We start from the raw sequence: 17,821 nt of genomic DNA on the forward strand, positions 1-17,821 counted from the left end.
AGTCTATTGCTTGGTCCCCTGATCAAAAGCTCGAATGGCTAGCTTTCTTCATCCTCGTTGCTGTCTTGTGGCTGAATCGTGACAGTCACCGGTGCCGACACCTCGGAGATGCGCTGCTGCGGTCCCTCGCAGCGGTAGCTGTAGGTCACGTTCAGCGTGCCCGGGGCCGTCGCGCGAAGCGTCGCGCCGCTCGCGGAGGCGTTGTTCGTGAGCTGCGCGAGTGACTCGTCGGAGAGCTGCACCTCGTACGCGCCGAGCTGCAGGCCGGCCGGGCATGCCGAGGCGAAGCTCTGCAGCACGATCGGGTCGCCCACCTTGACGGTCGAGTTCGCGACGCCGGGCGCGCCGGGCGTCTGGATCGTGCCGTACGCAATGTTCACGGTGACGGTGACGAGCTCGTTGAACTCGGCCTTGCCCGTCGGCGAGATGTCGGACACCAGGCCGACCTCACCGTCGGGGACCGGCGAGCCGTCCTTCTTCGCGATGTTCGTGAAGCCGAGGCCCTCGAGGTAGCCCTTGGCCTCCTCGAACGACTTACCGATCACCTGGTTCGAGTCGATCGAGGCGCTCGTGACGGGCGGCGGGGTCGTCGTCTCGGTGGGCTTCGTCGTCGTCTTCGTCGGCTTGGTGGTCGTCTGGGACGTTTCGGTTGGCTTCTTGTCGCCGCCGTTGTTCAGCAACGCAATTGCCGTGCCGCCGCCGATGAGCAGCAGCAGGGCGAGCAGGGTGATGAGCGGCCACGTCCAGCGGCTGCGCTTCTTCTTCTCTTCCTCCTCAGGCTCCTCGGTGAGCGGCTCCCCGTTCTCCGTGAGCGCGACGGTCGGGTCAAGCACCTGGGTGCTTGGCATCACGGTCGTCGCCGCGTCGCCGCCAGGCTGCTGCGGCATGACAACGGTCGCGGTCGGGTCGTCCTTCTCGCCAAGGATCTGCGGCACGTAGCTCGCTGCGAGCTCAACGTTGCCGCGGTGCAGCGCCGCGGCGGCCTGGGCGAGCTTCGCCGCAGACTCCGGACGGTTCGCTGCGTCCTTCGACAGGCAGGACATGACGAGGTTGCGCACGGGCTCCGGCACGTCAGCCGGAAGCTCCGGCGGGGTGTCGTTGATCTGCGCCATCGCGATGGCAACCTGCGACTCCCCGGTGAAGGGCCGCTTGCCCGCGAGGCACTCGTAGGCGACGATGCCGAGCGAGTAAATGTCGGTCGACGGGGTCGCGGCGTGGCCGCTCGCCTGCTCGGGCGCCAGGTACTGCACCGTGCCCATGACCTGACCGGTCGCGGTGAGCGGGACCTGGTCGGCGATCCGGGCGATGCCGAAATCGGTGATCTTCACGCGGCCCTCGGGCGTGATGAGCAGGTTGCCTGGCTTGATGTCGCGGTGCACGAGGCCCGCGTCGTGCGCCGCCTGCAGCGAGGTCGCGGTCTGCGCGACGATGCCGAGCACGCGGTTCGCGGGCAGCCGTCCCTCGCGGTCGACAATCGCCGACAGGGGCTCTCCCGGCACGAGCTCCATGACGATGTAGGCGGAGCCCTGCTCCTCGCCGTAATCGAACACGTTCGCGATGCCCTCGTGGTTGACGAGGGCAGCGTGGCGCGCCTCCGCGCGGAAGCGCTCGAGGAAGCCGGGGTCGCCCATGTACTCGTCTTTGAGGATCTTGATGGCGACGGTGCGGCCGATGATGCTGTCGCTTGCGCGCCACACCTCGCCCATACCGCCGACTGCGATACGGGAACTCAGCTCGTAGCGCCCGCCGAATGTGATCCCTGCCGCTGGTCTCATCCGTTCAACACCGCTTCCATCACTCGTTTACCTACTACCGTCGGGAGTTCGTACGAACCTCCCTGAAAATCAAAGCTCTCTCCGCCCCCGTTGGCGATCACGACAGCGACCGCGACCTTGGGGTCGTCCACCGGCGCAAAGCCCGTATACCAAAGGGTATAGGGAAGATCGTTCCCGTTGGCGTCTATACCGGTTTGTGCCGTACCTGTTTTGCCGGCAACACGCACGCCATCGATCCCGGAGAGATGGGCGAAGCCGGTCGAGTCCGAGACGCCCTTCTCCATCATCCCAGTGATGGCCTGAGCGGTCTCTGGTGAGACAGGCTGGCTGAGCTCCTCGGGATCAAACTCTTGCTCGACGCGGAGGTCGGGTGCAATGACGCGGTCGACGAGCTGCGGCGTCATCACCTTGCCGCCGTTCGCGATGGCAGCCGAGACCATCGCAACCTGCAGCGGCGTCGTCCGCACGTCGAGCTGTCCGATCGACGAGAGGGCGACCTGCGCCTTGTCGAGCGGAACCGGTGCGACGCTCGGGGTGACCTCGAGCGGAATCGTGAGGTCCTGCTCGAACCCGAACGCGCGCGCCATCTTCGGCACCTCGTCCTTGTCCATGTCCATCGCCATCTCGGCGAACGGAATGTTGCAGGAGTACATGATCGCGGTCTCGAGCGAGGCCTTCGAGCCAGTGCCACAGGTCTGCTGATCGGAGTTGCGCATCACCGCGTTGGACTGCGGCAGCGTCAGGCTCGCAGGGTTCGCGAATTCGGTGGACGGCTTTGCCGCGCCGCTCTCGATAGCCGCGGCGGCGGTCACGAGCTTGTAGACGGATCCCGGGTGGTAGAGGTCGCCGGCGATCGCGCGATTCATGAGCGGCTGCAGCTCTGCGGCGCTCAGCGTCTCGTAGTTCGCGATGATCTCACTGTCATCGTTGGACGAGAGCAGATTCGGGTCGTAGCTCGGCGTCGACACGAGCGCGAGGATCCTGCCGGTCTTCGGCTCGAGCGCGACGACCGCGCCCTCGAACGAGTACTCCTGCATCGCCTCGTAGGCCGCCTGCTGGACCTTGCCGTTGATCGTGGTGTCGATCGAGCTGCCCTGCGGCTTGACGCCGTTGAGCGTGTTCTGGATGCGCGTAAAGAACTGTCCGTCGGCGTTGCCCGTGAGCTCCTTGTTCATTGCCGCTTCAAGCCCGGTCATGCCCTGCTGCCTGGAGTAGTAGCCGGTCACCGGCGCGTACAGCGCGCCAGGGTCGTAGCTGCGGAGGTAGCGGAACGTGTCCTGCGTGGGCGTCGAGAACGCCACGGGCTCACCGTCGACGATGATCGATCCGCGCTCAACCTTGTAGCCGTTCTTGATGGTGCGCTGGTTCAGCGGGTTGTTGCGCAGCTCGTCGGCGTTCACGAACTGGATCATCGTGACCGAGAAGAACAGCACGAGGAACATTGCGAACACCGCGCGGGAGAGGAACTTCAACTGTTTGTTCATGAGCGGATCACCAGCTTTGGTCGGTTTCGCACCGAGTTCGAGAGCAGGAGCAACAGCACGACGATGATCCAGTTCGAGACGAGGGACGAGCCGCCGGCCGCGAGGAACGGCGCCGTGAGGCCGGTGAGCGGGATCACGCGAGTGACGCCGCCGACGACGACGAAGACCTGGAGTGCGATTGCAAAGCCGAGACCCGACGCGAGGAGCTTGCCGAAGTCGTCCTGCCCGGCGAACCCGATGCGCAGCGCCCGGCCAACGAGCAACAGGTATGCGGCGAGTACCACGAAGAGCCCGATCAGGCCGAGTTCCTCACCGATGCTCGGGAAGATGTAGTCGCTCTCAGCGACGGGCGTGTCGGCGGGGTACCCCTGGCCCAGCCCGGTGCCGGTCATGCCGCCGTTGGCCATGCCAAAGAGCCCCTGCACCATCTGCAGGCCAGCGTCGTACGGATCCGCGAAGGGGTCCAGCCAGTTCGCGAAGCGTCGCTGCACGTAGGGGAGGGTCTGGCTCGCGGCGATGCCGCCAACCAGGAAGAGACCAACGCCGAGGATGACCCAGCCGATTCGACCCGTCGCCAGGTAGAGCATCGACAGGAAGAGGCCGAAGTACAGCAGCGAGGTGCCGAGGTCGCGCTGGAACACCAGCACGGACATGGCGACGAGCCAGAACGCGAGGAGTGGCCCGAGGTCGCGGCCACGTGGGAACCGGATGCCGGCGAACTTCTTGCCCACCATCGAGAGCGCATCGCGGTTCCGCACGAGGTATCCGGCGAAGAAGATCGCGAGGAAAATCTTCGCGATCTCGCCGGGCTGGAAGGAGAACGAGCCGACCTTGATCCAGACCCGCGCGCCCCACTCCTCGTGGCCGATGAACGGCAGCATCGGAAGCAACAGCAGGACGAGCGCGCCGAGCCCGAACAGGTACGTGTAGCGGTACAGCACCAGGTGGTTCTTGATGACAAGCAGGACGACGCCGGCGAGTACGAGCGCGATTGTCGACCACAGCAGCTGACGCACGCTCGTCGCGTCCCAGCCGGTGAGGCCACGCGCGAGATCGATCCGGTAGATCATCGCGACGCCGATGGAGTTCAGCATCACCGCGATCGGCATGATGAGCGGGTCGGCGTCTGGCGCGATGCGTCGAACGAGCAGGTGCAGGCCGAATACCGCGATGATGAACGGGACGCCTGTCGCCAGCAGCGCAGGTGTGACCTCCTGGTTGAGCGTGAGGTCGATCGTCACGACCGCGGCGATGCCGATGCCGAGGGCGAAGATGAGCAGCGCGGTTTCGAGCGTTCTGAGCTTGCGGGGCGCGCGGATCGCGGTGATCCGCTGGAGCACAGTCTCGCTCGTTCGGTTCTTCTCGAAGCTGCGCGGCTCGGAGTTCTTCGACTTGTTAGGCATCTGGCAGATCCCCCAATCGGTCGACGATGTCACGCGCGTCCTGCAGCGAGCCCGCGGCGAGCGTGCGCTCGATCGTGCGCCGTTCGAGGCCATCGAGGGCCGCTAGCGGGATCCCGGTGTCCTCGGCTACGGAGTAGAGCGAGAGCGATCCCAGATCCTGATGGACGCCCTGGAAGATGATGACGGTGTCGCCGTCCGTGCCGACGAAGTAGCGCGTCTGCGTCCACTGGTAGCCGACGAGCAGCGCCCCTCCGATCGCGGCAAGCACGGCGACGACGCCGAGCAGCCACATCGCGCGGCGGCGCCGGTTGCTTCGGCGGGTCTCCGCGAGCAGTTCAGCCAGGTACTCGTCGGCCCTGGCCTCAAAGTGGCTTTCCTCGACAGCGGGGACGCGGCGAATTCGCCTGCGATTCGCGAGTCGCGTCCGAGCGGTGTTCGTCGTGCCGTCGCGAAGCTGCGGCGCATTCGCGGCCGAGCCGACGAACCGCGGATTCCGCGGGCCTGCCGGTTCGCCGTCGGCGTCGGTCAGGCCAGGGAGGGGATCGTCGTCCTCGAACAGCCGGCCGCCGATCTCGAGGGTGTCGCCCGGGCGCTGTGCCGAGGCTGGGGCCTCGACCTCAAGCTCCTCCGCTTCCTCTGCCGTCGTGGTCTCCACGAGCACGACGGTGACGTTATCGGGGGCGCCGTGCGAGAGGCTCTTGTCGATGAGGTCGTCGACCGCGCCCTGCAACGAGCGACGCCGGCGAAGGATCTTCTCGATGTCGTCGTCGTCGACGTAGCCGCAGAGCCCGTCCGAGCACAGCAGCCAGACGTCGTCCGGGCGCGTGTCGAGCACCATCGTGTCGACCTCGGGGGCCGACTCGACGTCGCCGAGCACACGCATGAGCACCGAGCGACGCGGGTGATACTGTGCCTCTTCCTCAGTGATCCGTCCGCTGTCCACGAGCCGCTGCACGAAGGTGTGATCCTTCGTGATCTGCTGGAGGGCGCCGTCCCGAAACAGGTACAGCCGCGAGTCGCCGATGTGGGCGGCCGCGAGCTGATCGCCGACCGTGAGGAACCCGACGAAGGTCGTCCCGAGGCCCGCGAGCTCGTGGTGGTCCTTGACAGTGTCGCGGAGCATCGTGTTCGCAACGAGCAGCGACTGTCGGAGCCGCTCGGCAGCGGCAATCGGCTCGCCGGTCTGCGGTTCGTCGAGCTTCGCGACGTCGCGGGTGACGAGCGCCGAGGCGACATCGCCGCCAGCGTGGCCACCCATGCCATCGGCGACGAGGAACAGCTGGTCCCCGGCGTAGCCCGAGTCCTGGTTGTTCGCACGAACCATACCCACGTGCGAGGCAACCGCGCTCGCGTATCCGTATGACACGCCTACGGCCTCAGCTCAAACGTTGTCTTGCCGATCGTGACCGGGGTGAACGTCGGAACGTTGACGGAGCCGCGCACCTTCTCGCCGTTGAGCAGCGTGCCGTTGGTCGAGTCGAGATCAGTGAGCACCCAGTTGTCGCCGGAGCGCGCGAGCCGTGCGTGATACGTCGAGGTGTACTCGTCGACGATGACGAGCGTCGAGTCCGAGCTGCGGCCGATCGAGACGAAGTCTTCGTCGAGCGGAATCGAAGTGCCAGTCGCAACACCCGAGGTGATCACGAGCGAGCGGGCCGGGCCGGAGGAACCAGCCGAGGGAAGCGCACCGCCCGAGGGGGTGATGACCGGTGAGTGGGTCGGAGCCTGTGCGTGCGGCGCGGGCGCAGCGGCGGCCGGTTGGAGCTGCGGCGCCGGAGCGGGCGATGCCGGCTGGACGGTCGGCCCGTCGTTCCTGATCTTCCGAGCTGGGGCGCCGAACAGGTCACTCCTGAGTGCATAGACGATCGCGAAGATGAAAAACCAGAGCAGCAGCAGGAAGCCGATGCGCATGATGAGCAACGTGAGTTCGCTCACTTGGCCCCCCAGAAATCTTGGTCGACGCTGGCCGAGCCGCGCGTTGACGAACCCGCTGAGAAGCCCTGCCGCGGTGCCCGGCTTCGGCCCGGCACCAGTTGGAAGCGTAGCGCAGTCTGACCGATCATGATCACCGTGCCGGTCTGCAGCCGCGCCTCGCGGAAGCGCTGCCCCTCGATCTTCGAGCCGTTGGTTGACCCGAGATCGCGGGCGAGCCCGGTGGCGCCGTCCCAAATGATCTCGAGGTGTTTGCGGGAGGCCGCGCTGTCCGTGATGCGAATGTCGCAGTCGGAACCGCGGCCGACGACGGTCGTGCCGCGGCGCAGTTCGTGGCGCTGACCGTCGACGTCGATCGCCGCCACCCAATCGACGCTGCCTTCAACCTGAGTGGCGTCGACCTGCAGCACGCCACCCGTCAGCGAGTCGTCCGAGACGATCTCGACGTCGGGCTCGCCGAGGAACTGGTAGTTCTGCCGTGCCGCGTGCTTCCGCACGATCTCGCGGAGCTCGTTCTCAAGCGTGTTCCCGAGCCTGAGTAGCCTGTCGGCGTCCTGCGGCGACACGCGCACGACGAAGCGGTTCGGCGTGAGCACGCGATCGCGGTCGACGACGACGGCGCCGATGTCGAGCTCGCGCTTGAGCGCTGAGCCGATCTCCACGGGTTGCACGCCCGAACGGAACGTGCGGGCAAACGCGCCATTGACGGCGCGTTCAAGAGAGCGTTCGACGCTGTCGAGAAATCCCATGTCCCGCTCCTTTCATTTCAGCCGCACTGAGAGCCTTGCGAATTCGCGCAGCAGAGACGATCCGCCACGCGGGTAATTCTGCAATAGTGTACTCACTTTGTCTTGGATTGCCGTGTGCTGCTAAGCTGTACGAGTTGTCCACGCAGCTGATGCGGGGGCGGCAGACTCGCGCAAGTGGCGGAATTGGTAGACGCGCTGGCTTCAGGTGCCAGTGCCCGCAAGGGCGTGGGGGTTCAAGTCCCCCCTTGCGCACGAGTAATTGAGACACAATGGCCGGCAATCCTCAGGATTGCCGGCCATTGTGCGTTTCTGCCCGAACGCTCATGGAACACTTCACGCTTGGTCTCTTCGCGGCCCTCGCAGACGATTCCCCGCCCCCACCAGCGGCCCCAGGATAAGTTGGAATGACGAGACGGCTGCGCTGACGGCGGGTCACGAACGAGACTTGAACCGAGAGAACGACGAATGACAGCTGTTGAACTAGAGCGCGGGTTAACCGAGGCCGAGGCCGACGAGCGCATGCGCGCGGGGAAGGGCAACGCGTCGCCCGACGGCTCCAGCCGATCGCTGGGCGAGATCCTCGCGGCGAACGTCTTCACCGTATTTAACGGCATCGTGTTTGCGGGCTTTGGGATTCTGCTCGTCCTCGGGCGCTGGCAGGACGCGCTGTTTGGGCTGCCGGCGCTCTTCAACACCGTGATCGGCGTCGTCCAGGAGTTCAACGCTAAGCGCACGCTTGACAGGCTCGCGGTGATGAACGCGCCCTCCGCTCGGGTGCTGCGTGACGGCGTTGCCCGCGAGATCGCGCCCGAAGGCGTCGTGCTCGGCGACCTGCTGGTGCTCCGACCCGGTGATCAGGTCACGGCTGATGCTCGCGTCGTGCGGACCGATCATGGCGGTCCCCGCGGGCTCGAGGTCGACGAGTCCATGCTCACCGGCGAATCCGACCCGATCCGCAAGGCCGTGGGAGACGAGGTGCTGTCTGGATCAAACGTCGTGGGCGGAACCGCGCTCGCGGAGGTCGTGCAGGTCGGCGCGGACTCCTACGCAGCGAAGCTCACGGTGGAGGCGCGCCGCTTCTCGCTCGTGCGCTCGGAGCTCCGCGGGAGTATCGATCGGCTCCTGCGCTGGATCTCGTGGGCGCTGCTCCCCCTGATCCTGATCGTCGTGAACGGCCAGATGCAGGCGTTTGGCGGCTGGGGCGCGGCCATCGCGTCGGGCGCCTGGCGCGAGGCCGTCGTCGGCGCGGTCGCCGCGGTGATCGCGATGGTGCCGCTCGGGCTCGTGCTCATTACGAGCATCGCCTTCGCGGTGAGCGGGCTCAAGCTCGCCAAAGACAACGTGCTCATCCAGGAACTCCCCGCCGTCGAGGGCCTCGCCCGCGTCGACGCGCTCTGCCTCGACAAGACGGGCACGGTGACGACGGGCGAGATGGTCTTCAACCACGCGGCGCAGCTCGCCGACCGCGCCGGCTGGCAGTCCGTCCTCGGCACGCTCGGCACCGCCCCCGACGCGAACGGAACGGCGCAGTGCCTTGCGGCACCGTTCGGCGACCACGGTGCGCCGAGGGTGTGCGCCGAGATCCCGTTCGATTCGGCCCGCAAGTGGAGCGCGCTTATCACGGAACCCGGTGGCGACTGCGAGCCGGGCAGCTGGGTGTTCGGCGCCCCCGAATTCGTGCTCGCGACGACCGACACCGCGGCGGCGCGGGAGGCGCTCGCGCAGGCCGGGGCGATCGCCGAATCCGGGCTGCGCACCCTGCTGCTCGCGCACTCGACCGAGGCGATCGGCGGCGGGGAGCACCCGGAGCTGCCTGGCGGGCTCGTGCCCGTCGCGATCCTGAGCTTCCGTGAGGAGGTGCGCGACGACGCGCTCGCGACGATGGCCTACTTCGCCAAGCAGGGCGTGGACGTCCGCATTATTTCCGGTGACGACCCGAGAACCGTCTCCGCGGTCGCCCGCGAGGTCGGAATCGAGCACACAGCCGGCGTCGATGCCCGGACGCTTCCGGACGACATCGACGAACTTGCTGAGATCCTCGAACGCGAGCACGTCTTTGGGCGCGTCACGCCGCAACAGAAACGGGCAATGGTGCATGCCCTCCAGAGCCGCGGGCACGTGGTCGCGATGACGGGCGACGGCGTGAACGATGCCCTCGCGATTAAGGACGCGGATCTCGGGATCGCCATGGATACGGCGACTCCGGCGACGAAGGCGGTTGCGCGGCTGGTGCTGCTCGACGGCAGGTTCGACCGCATGCCAGGTGTCGTTGCCGAGGGCCGCCGCGTCATCGCGAACATCGAGCGGGTGTCGAAGCTATTCCTGACAAAGACGACGTATGCGCTCGCGATCGGCTTCATCTTCGGGCTCTTGGCGTGGGCGTTTCCGTTCCTGCCGCGTCAGCTGTCGATCACCGACGGGCTGACGATCGGGATCCCGGCGTTCTTCCTTGCCCTGATGCCGAACGCCTCACGCTACCGGCCAGGGTTCATGAAGCGATCGCTCACGTTTGCGGTGCCGGCCGGCATCGTCGTCACCGCGGGAATTCTCGCGCTGCATCTTCTGGCTCCGAGGCTTGGCGAGTTCACCCTGACCGAGATGCAGTCTGCGGCGACGCTCGCGCTTGCCGGGATCGCCCTCTGGGTGCTCGCGGTGCTCGCGCGCCCCGTGCACCCGTTCCGCGTGCTCATTGTGCTCGCGATGTACGCGGGCCTCGGGCTCGTCTGGGCGATCCCGTTTGTACGGGATTTCTTCGCCGTGACCTGGCTGCCGGCCGATCTGGGCTGGCTCGTTCTCGGGATCGTGGCGGTCGGCGTTGTTCTCATCGAGGCACTCAGGGCGTGGCATCGCAGCCGCATAGAGTTACGTGATGTTTCGTTAACATAAAGAATAGGAACGAATCGGGCCGGTGCAGTTTACGCCGGGCACTTCCATCGCATAGTGTTTCTAGCAAACACGCGGCTGCGCTTCATGCGCATCGCGACACCGTACTGAGCGATGGGGACAACTGTGGGGCGTTTTCGAGAAGCAAAGAGAGCTGGCCTCCGGGGTGTCGCTCTCGCCATTGGCGCAGCTCTGACACTGGGGATGGCCGTCACGGCGCCACAGGCGGCTCTCGCCGCTGAGACCACCAGCGTGCTCGACATCAAGAAGACGGCCTCGGCGACAGAGCTGAAGCCCGGCGAGACGATGGAGTACCGCATCGAGGTCGGATGTTCGTCGATCACCGATCTCGGTTGCCGTGACGCAGTGCTCTCCGACCTCATCCCCGCGGAGTTCGAGATCATCCCTGGCAGCGTCGCAGTCTCCAACGTCGCCGCGAACCCACCGGTCGTCGAAGGCAACCAGGTTAGCGTCACCTTCACGGAGGACCTCGGCGACGGCTCGATCGGACTCGTCGACAACACCGATGGCGTCATCACGATTCAGGTGAAGCTGCGCGAAGACCTCCCGCACGAAGACCCGGCCAAGCCGATCGTGAACACGGCGACGCTCGACGCCGATAACGCGGAGAAGGTGTCGGACAACGCAACCGTCACACCCGTCGTCGACCTGAACCTCCGCACCGACGTCGAGAAGTCATACAACCCCGCGGCCGGGCAGGCGAAGCCCGGGCAGAAGACCCAGCTCACCGTCAACGGCACGAACACCTCCAATGCGGGCGTTGAGAGCCTCTCGCTCACCGACCCGACCGACCCAACCGCGTCCCCGAACCCCTTCGATCTGCTCGAGATCACCGCGATGGAAACGCTCACCTTCCCCGAGGGCGCAACCGACACCGCGACGGTCGAGTACTTCATCGACGGCGAGTGGGTGCCATTCGAGCTGAAGTCCAGCGACATGCCGCACGCGCCGCCGAGTGCGGACGCGAAGGGCGTCCGAGTCACGTTCCATGCCGCAGACGGTTCGAAGATTCCCGCGAACGCAGGGGGCGGCTTCGTCCTCACCCTTGAGCAGCGCGAGGGCGTAACCGAACTCACCGAGACCACCGTCGTCCACAACACTGTCGAGAGTGAAGTCACGCTCGGCGAGAACACCGCGAACGCCGGCAACGACGCCGACTACACCATCGCCACCGAGAACCTGTCGGTCGGAGCCACGAAGGAGTTCGACACCGACGAACTCCTCGCTGGCGAGAGCACCGGCGTGACTATCTCGGGCACGAACACGAGCCTTGTTGACCTTGAGACGCTGACGATCCGCGAGCCAGCCGCAGGCGTGTTCGGCGAGGTCGACGGCACAAAGATGCTCGAGTTCACCGGCTTCACGAGCAACGTCCAGTTCCCGAGCGCCGCTACCGGTGGGGAGTTGACCGTCGACTACGTGGCGACCGATGGCTCGACGAAGAGCGTCACCCTGTCACTGACCGACGGGCAGCCGTTCCCCGAGCTGCCCGCAGATTTCGCCTCACTCAACTATTTCGAGGTGACGTTCACCTCGCCCGCGCCGGGGTCGATCACCGCCGGCGGTTCAAGCGAGATCAAGTTCGACGTCGTGGCAACCGAGGATTCGGAGCCCAAGGCGCAGCTTGTCAACGAGATCGCGGTGAGCGGCACCAACGAGCACGGCGAGGCAACCGACAACGCCGACGACACGCTCACCTTCGCCGAGCAGCACCTCGAGCTCGAGACCGTCAAGAAGGTTAACCCCGGCGAGATGTGGGGCTACAAGGGCGAGACCGCCACCGTTCAGCTGCCGACGACGCTGAAGAAGCCCGAGTCGAACGCTAACGCGCAACACATCGTCGTCACCGATCCTGCGCTCACCGACCCGAGCGATCCGAACAGCGCTCCGAAGCCATCTTCGTTCTGGGACTCGTTCCAGCCGAAGCAGATCACGAAGACCGATGTTCCCGCGGGAGCGACCCTCACGATCCGCTACTACGACACGGTGGACGGCGAATGGAAGGTGCTCGAGGGGGCTGAGAACGTCGTCGGCGCGACGAGCTTCTCGATGACCATCCCCGAGGAGCTGCGTGACCACATCGGGGGCCTGCAGTTCGATTTTGCAAACGAGGACCCCGGCTTCGAGCCAGGCAACACGGTGCAGCCGAACTTCACCTCCGAGCTCAAGGAGGGCCTCCCGCCCGTCGATGCCCCTGGCGGCCAGCACGAGATTGTCGAGAACTGCTCGGCGTCGGCCGCGACCGGCGGCGTCGGCGTGGAGCCCGGCGTATCGCCCGAGAGCTGCAACGAACTGCAGATCAACAACCCGATCATCGGCGTCCACGACCTGCTCGAGAAGCGCTGGATCGCTCCGGAAGACCAGATCCTGCCGTCGCGCTCGGGCGAGCACGCCACCTCGCGCCTCTACTGGTCGACCGGCGGACGCACCGGCGTTGACCAGATGGTGATCTCCGATACCCGCCTCGCGCCTGGCTCGAGCTTCGCCCCGGCCGCTGGCCCCGCGGACCTCATCGAGAAGAGCGTCTACAACGCGTTCAACCTCGTGAAGATCAAGGCGATCACCCCGGAGCTCGACCCGTCGCTGCAGTGGGACCAGGTCACCGACGTCCAGCTCTGGAACGCCTCGACAGGTGCCTGGACCACGATCGCGGCTGCCGCCGGCAAGCTGCCCTTCAAGGGTGCCGTCCCTGAACTGGCACTGACGCCCGCCGAGCAGATCTCAACGACCGCCGTCCGCCTGCTCTTCGCGGAAAACCCGGAGGCGCGCGAGGCGTCGAACGACCCGCTCGCCCCCGCCGTCGGATCCGGCGTCGCGAAGACGAACAGCGCCAGCCCGGGCGCGGAGGGCGTTCGCTCGCTTGACCTCGAATGGGAGCTGCGAGACGCAAAGCGCTCGCCCGCGGGCGTTCCCGTACTCGGCACCGAGGACTTCAACACCGAGACTCCCGGCGACGTGAACAACATCGCCAGTGGAACCTCCGTTGACGGCGACGGCACCGTGCTTGGCCACGACGACGATGGTGACACGATCTCGATCATCGATCGACCCGTCACCGTCAGCCTGACCAAGGGGTGGACCGGTGGGCCTCTCGGCGTTCCGCCGACCGATGTCCCGCAGGACCAGTACCCGACGAGCCGTGTCGCGCTCGCCGCGACCAACACGTCGGTGACGCAGCTCGAGCAGCTCGACATCATCGAGCCCGGCCCCGGCGGCGCGAACCCGTTCGACGTGTTCAACCTGCACAAGATCGTGTTCGTTCCGAACAACGTCGCAGGCGCTGACTGGGACAAGACCCTCGTGATCCTGACCGACGCGGCAGGCAACGAAACGAGCTACGCGCCAAGCGCAGCCGTAGCGCTGTCGGACACTGAAGCCGGCCGAGAGCTCCTCGCAAACACCGTCAAGGTGCGACTCCACAACGAAGGCAAGGCCGACCTCGAGGGCAACACGAACTCGATTGAGAGCGGCGCCAAGGCATCGCTCGTACTCGACCTGCAGCTGCGCAAGACGCACCGCGACGGGGGAGCGCCTGTCACCACCGTCGACTCGCCTGTGAAGAACGGGGCGACTGCGCTCGCCTGCGACCTCTGCGGTGTGCCGAACGCCCCGGCAGGGTCGCACGCCGAAGCCGACGACGACGCCCAGATCAAGCTCGACACCTTCGAGATCGACGTGCAGACCACGAAGCGGTTCACCCCGGACAACCAGCTCGTCGAGTTCCTCCCGGGTGAGCCCGAGTACGACGCCGAGGAGTGGGACGCGATCCAGATGGATCTCACCGCACGCCCGACCGGCACCGGCCGAGTCGACAAACTCGTTGTCACGGACTCCGGCGAAAACCGAGTGGATGGCGAGCCGTCTGCGAAGAGCTTCTGGAACGCATTCCGGTTCGAGGGCTTCACGAACGACACGTTGACTGTCCCTGCGCGCATCACGCACGTGCAGGCCGAGGTGCTCTATGGAGACTATTCCGTCGAAACCGGCAACAAGCTGAACTTTGCGGCAAATGGAGACGGATGGGTGACGGGCTCGGACGCGCCTGTCGCCGTGGTCGACGGCAAGATCGCGGACGCGGGAGCAACGCTCCTCGCGAGCATTGACGCGAGCCAGTACGACGGTATTCGCGGAATTCGCCTGACGTACACGACGCTCGCCGCGGACGGCACCCGGCTTGCCTTTGAGAACCCGGCGAACCCAGAGGTAAAGATCTCCCTCGACGTGAAGCGTCGCGCGTACCTCGTGTCGGATCCGAGCGAGCCCGTGCCGAACTCTGGCGCGTCGTTTAGCGCCCCGGGCGAAGACGTCCGCCAGCCAGGCGGCCTGTTCCACAACACGGTCGACGCCGACACCGAGAGCTTCGTGAAGAAGTCAGGTGGCTCAGATCCGATGCTTACGGCGCACGACGACGCCACAGCGCGTGTCACCTACCTCTCGGAGGGCATTGAGGTCGCGGTCGAGAAGACCCCGGTCGGCGCGCAGCGTCCGGGCGAGGTGATCCCGTTCAAGCTCAAGACGACGAACACCTCGAAGCGCTCGACAAGCCAGGACGAGAACGAGGAGCACGGCATCCTCGATCCCCACATCATTGATCACTTCCCGGTTGTCGACGGAAAGCCGCAGCTCATCTTCGATCCCGACATGGATCCGGAGAAGTACTTCGACTTCGAGCTGACGAACCCGCTCAACCCGACGGGCACGAAGCTCATGCCTGTCGATCCCGCGAAGATCAAGGTGACGTTCCTCGACGACACCTACGAGAACGCCGCCGAGCCAGGGGCAGAGATCTTCGGAGTGAGGTTCGACTTCCCCAAGGGAACGGTGTTGTACCCCGAAGAGGCCTACACGATCACTGTCAACATGATGTTCCGGCCGGGCATGATCGCCGGTTCTGAAAACGCGGTCACGAACAAGTTCGCGGTCGTGTCACCTGAGCAGAACTTCAACAGTTGCAACTTCAGCACCGAGCACGAAAGCAAGGAATGCTGGGCTGACACGGAGGTGTACCCGACCGAATCGGGCGCGCTGCGCGGCAAGAAGTACGTGCGCGCGAACGACACCGAGCTCGGGATCGCGGACGTACCCAACCCGACCGCCGGTCGCGAGTGCCTCCCGCAGTTCGCTGAGGACTACTCGTTCAGCAACTGCGTTCCGGTCACGAAGCCGCTTGGCAAGGAGACCTGGCGCGAGGAGCTGCAGAACACAGGCACGCTGCCGATGGACACGGTCGTGACGATTGACTCGCTGCCGAAGGTCGACGATCAGGGCGCGCTCGTGCTTCTCCCACGCAAGTCGGAGTGGCAGCCCGCCTGGATCGGCAACACCGCGATCGTGACCGACACCTCGGCCGACGGCCAGGCGTACCGGGACGACGTCACTCCGGTGCAGTACTACTCGAGCTCCGAGGACGCGGCATGCATCGCCGACCTCAAGCCCAGCGAGGCAGTGCAGTGCGGCGATTTCTGGCAGCCACTCACTGCCGACGTCGACCCGGCGACAGTGATGCACGTGAAGACCGTGTTCGACTTCACTGCGAAGCCGCTCGCCCCCGGCGAGCGCCTCGCGTACACGTTCGAGACGCGCACTCCCGCGCAGTCGCCAAAGATGACCGCCGACACTGTCGCGTGGAACTCGATTGCGGTCGGCGGGCAGACGATCGGTAGCGACGGCCGCAAGTCGAGCGTGCTTCCGACCGAGGGCATTCGCGTTGGCGTCTCCCTCGCGACCGGGCCGCTGTCCGTGGAGAAGCTCGTGACCGGACCCGGCGCGGAGTTCGCTCCCGACGAGTTCCAGGTTGAGGTCCTGTGTACGGTTCCGGCCCGCGAGGGTGCTTCGGCCGTCGCGCTCGACCCGATCACGCTCACGGTTCCGGCAGGCGAGGTTGTGACCCTCGAGGAGCAGCTCCTGTGGGGAGCTGAGTGCGAGTTGCGTGACGTCGAGGGTGCGAACGGCGAGACGTCCTCCGAGGCGACGAAGGTCACCGTCGGAACCGACGGCGCGACGCCGGTGCTCGCCTCGCTTACCAACACCTATGAGGTTGGCGAGTTCACCGTCCAGAAGCAGGTGTCGGGCGCTGAGAACCAGGACGGCGAAGCGATTGACTACGGCGCGTTCCCGGTGACCGCAGCGTGCACGTTCCTCGGTGAGGAGCTTGAGCTCCCCGTCGCGGAGGCGGAGCTCACCGCGAACGGGACGAAGTGGCTCGTGCCAAACCTGCCCGTCGGGGCGAAGTGCACCATCACCGAGGTCGATGCGAAGGGCGGCGAGGCCAGCCTGACGCTCAACGGCGATGTCGTTGCGCCGAACGAGGACGGGTCGTGGACGATCACCATCACCGATGGCGACACCGCGCTCGATCTGCAGCTCACGAACGTGATGCCCCTCGGCCAGATTGAGGTCGAGAAGCAGCTCGTCGGCGAGGGCGTCTCTCTCGTGCCTGACGACACCGTGTTCGAGTTCGCCGTAGAGTGCACGTTCGAGGGCGCCAGCGTGTGGGACGACACGCTGCAGCTCACCAAGTCGCAGGTGCTCGCCGGTGAGAAGCTCACCGTTGAGAACCTGCCCGTCGGTGCCGAATGCGGCGTGACGGAGACCGCGACGGGCGGCGCGTCGGCAGAGCCCGAGATCACGCCAGAGTCAATCGTCGTCGGAACTGACGAGGGTGCGGCGTTCACGGTCGTCAACACGTTCGATGCGGGCGACCTGCACGTGACCAAGGAGGTCGTGGGCGACGGCGCTGAGCGCTGGGGTGCTGGCCCGTTCGAGGTGAGCCTCGAGTGCACGTTCAACGACACGGCGATTCCTGTTCCGGACGGCGCCGAGCGAGAGCTCACCGCGGAGGGTGGATTCGAGGCCGAATACACCGGCCTCCCGGTTGGCGCCAAGTGTGGCCTCACCGAGACCATCACCGGTGGAGCAACCTCGAGCGAGATCGTGAATGCAGCTGGCGATGTCGTCACCGGCCCGGTCACGATCGGTGACGAGGACGCGCTTGAGCTGCGAGTCGTGAACACCTTCGACGTCGGCAGCCTGTCGGTGACGAAGCAGATCACCGGTGACGGCGCGAGCCTCGCGGCCGACAAGGTCTTCACCGTCGAGCTCGCCTGCTCGGTCGAGCGCGACGGCGAGACCGTCGAGATCGAGGTACCCGAAGGGGCTGAGCGCGAGCTCTCGAAGGCCGGCGGGTTGACCGCGACCTACGACGAGCTCCCCGTCGGCGCGGCCTGTGAGCTGCGCGAGACGAGCACCGGGGGCGCAAGCACGGTGAGCATCACCCCGAACGCCGGCGACGCGACCGTCGGTACCGCGACGGTCGCCGCCGACGAGGTCGTCGAACTCACCGTGGTCAACGAGTTCCTGCTTCCGCCAGTGACGCCCGAACCCCCGACCGGCGGGAAGCTGCCGGGCACCGGTGGCGGCCTGCCAGTGGGCTGGCTGCTCGGTGGCGGCGGGCTTCTGCTCCTCGGCGCGGCTGCCCTGGTGGTGACGCGGGTGCGTCAGCGCGACAACGCCTAGCGGCTAGCGAGGGGCCCGGTCACGGGTCCGCACGAGATAGCGGGTGAGAACACTGTTCT

Annotated in this window: 8 protein-coding genes and 1 tRNA gene; 3 read left to right on the top strand and 6 right to left on the bottom strand. The window is 66.1% G+C overall.

The window, feature by feature from the left end; translation table 11 throughout:
* Nucleotides 1-38 precede the first annotated feature (38 nt).
* Genes BJ960_RS16195 through BJ960_RS16220 form a run of 6 tightly spaced genes read right to left on the bottom strand, consistent with a single transcriptional unit; the run spans nt 39 to nt 7,343 of the window.
* A complete protein-coding gene (locus tag BJ960_RS16195; protein ID WP_121074726.1) occupies nt 39-1,775 on the bottom strand; it encodes a serine/threonine-protein kinase in 1,737 nt (578 codons plus the stop codon).
* Nucleotides 1,772-3,259, bottom strand: a complete 1,488-nt coding sequence (locus BJ960_RS16200; protein WP_121074723.1) for a peptidoglycan D,D-transpeptidase FtsI family protein — start codon at nt 3,257-3,259, stop codon at nt 1,772-1,774. The genes BJ960_RS16195 and BJ960_RS16200 overlap by 4 nt, the downstream gene beginning before the upstream one ends.
* On the bottom strand, nt 3,256-4,662 hold the full coding sequence (locus tag BJ960_RS16205) for an FtsW/RodA/SpoVE family cell cycle protein (RefSeq protein WP_185988032.1): 1,407 nt from the start codon (nt 4,660-4,662) through the stop codon (nt 3,256-3,258). The genes BJ960_RS16200 and BJ960_RS16205 overlap by 4 nt, the downstream gene beginning before the upstream one ends.
* Nucleotides 4,655-6,028: a PP2C family protein-serine/threonine phosphatase gene (locus tag BJ960_RS16210; RefSeq protein ID WP_185988033.1), complete on the bottom strand. Its 1,374-nt coding sequence runs from the start codon at nt 6,026-6,028 to the stop codon at nt 4,655-4,657. Before BJ960_RS16210 ends, BJ960_RS16205 begins: the two co-directional genes overlap by 8 nt.
* A gap of 2 nt (nt 6,029-6,030) precedes the next feature.
* Nucleotides 6,031-6,597 (bottom strand): FHA domain-containing protein FhaB/FipA, encoded by a 567-nt coding sequence (locus tag BJ960_RS16215; protein WP_121074714.1) that lies wholly within the window; start codon nt 6,595-6,597, stop codon nt 6,031-6,033.
* Nucleotides 6,594-7,343 carry an FHA domain-containing protein gene (locus tag BJ960_RS16220; RefSeq protein ID WP_121074711.1) on the bottom strand — a complete coding sequence of 250 codons (750 nt, stop codon included), beginning with the start codon at nt 7,341-7,343 and terminating at the stop codon, nt 6,594-6,596. The genes BJ960_RS16215 and BJ960_RS16220 overlap by 4 nt, the downstream gene beginning before the upstream one ends.
* Before the next feature lie 168 nt (nt 7,344-7,511).
* Between BJ960_RS16220 and BJ960_RS16225 the strand changes: the two genes are divergently transcribed.
* The 3 genes from BJ960_RS16225 to BJ960_RS16235 all read left to right on the top strand — a co-directional run bounded on the left by BJ960_RS16225 (nt 7,512) and on the right by BJ960_RS16235 (nt 17,762).
* Nucleotides 7,512-7,595: transfer RNA gene (locus tag BJ960_RS16225), tRNA-Leu, on the top strand.
* Between the two features lie 213 nt (nt 7,596-7,808).
* On the top strand, nt 7,809-10,229 hold the full coding sequence (locus BJ960_RS16230) for an HAD-IC family P-type ATPase (RefSeq protein ID WP_185988034.1): 2,421 nt from the start codon (nt 7,809-7,811) through the stop codon (nt 10,227-10,229).
* 201 nt (nt 10,230-10,430) lie between these two features.
* Nucleotides 10,431-17,762, top strand: a complete 7,332-nt coding sequence (locus tag BJ960_RS16235; RefSeq protein ID WP_185988035.1) for a DUF5979 domain-containing protein — start codon at nt 10,431-10,433, stop codon at nt 17,760-17,762.
* The last annotated feature ends 59 nt before the right edge of the window (nt 17,763-17,821 follow it).

Origin of the sequence: Leucobacter aridicollis (assembly GCF_013409595.1) — a bacterium.
In the GTDB taxonomy this organism is placed as follows: domain Bacteria; phylum Actinomycetota; class Actinomycetes; order Actinomycetales; family Microbacteriaceae; genus Leucobacter; species Leucobacter aridicollis.

Excerpts from the sequence above, each read along its gene's own strand:
- BJ960_RS16195 (WP_121074726.1), bottom strand. The coding sequence starts at position 1,775 with ATGAGACCAGCGGCAGGGATCACATTCGGCGGGCGCTACGAGCTGAGT.
- BJ960_RS16200 (WP_121074723.1), bottom strand. The coding sequence starts at position 3,259 with ATGAACAAACAGTTGAAGTTCCTCTCCCGCGCGGTGTTCGCAATGTTC.
- BJ960_RS16205 (WP_185988032.1), bottom strand. The coding sequence starts at position 4,662 with ATGCCTAACAAGTCGAAGAACTCCGAGCCGCGCAGCTTCGAGAAGAAC.
- BJ960_RS16220 (WP_121074711.1), bottom strand. The coding sequence starts at position 7,343 with ATGGGATTTCTCGACAGCGTCGAACGCTCTCTTGAACGCGCCGTCAAT.
- BJ960_RS16230 (WP_185988034.1), top strand. The coding sequence starts at position 7,809 with ATGACAGCTGTTGAACTAGAGCGCGGGTTAACCGAGGCCGAGGCCGAC.
- BJ960_RS16235 (WP_185988035.1), top strand. The coding sequence starts at position 10,431 with ATGGCCGTCACGGCGCCACAGGCGGCTCTCGCCGCTGAGACCACCAGC.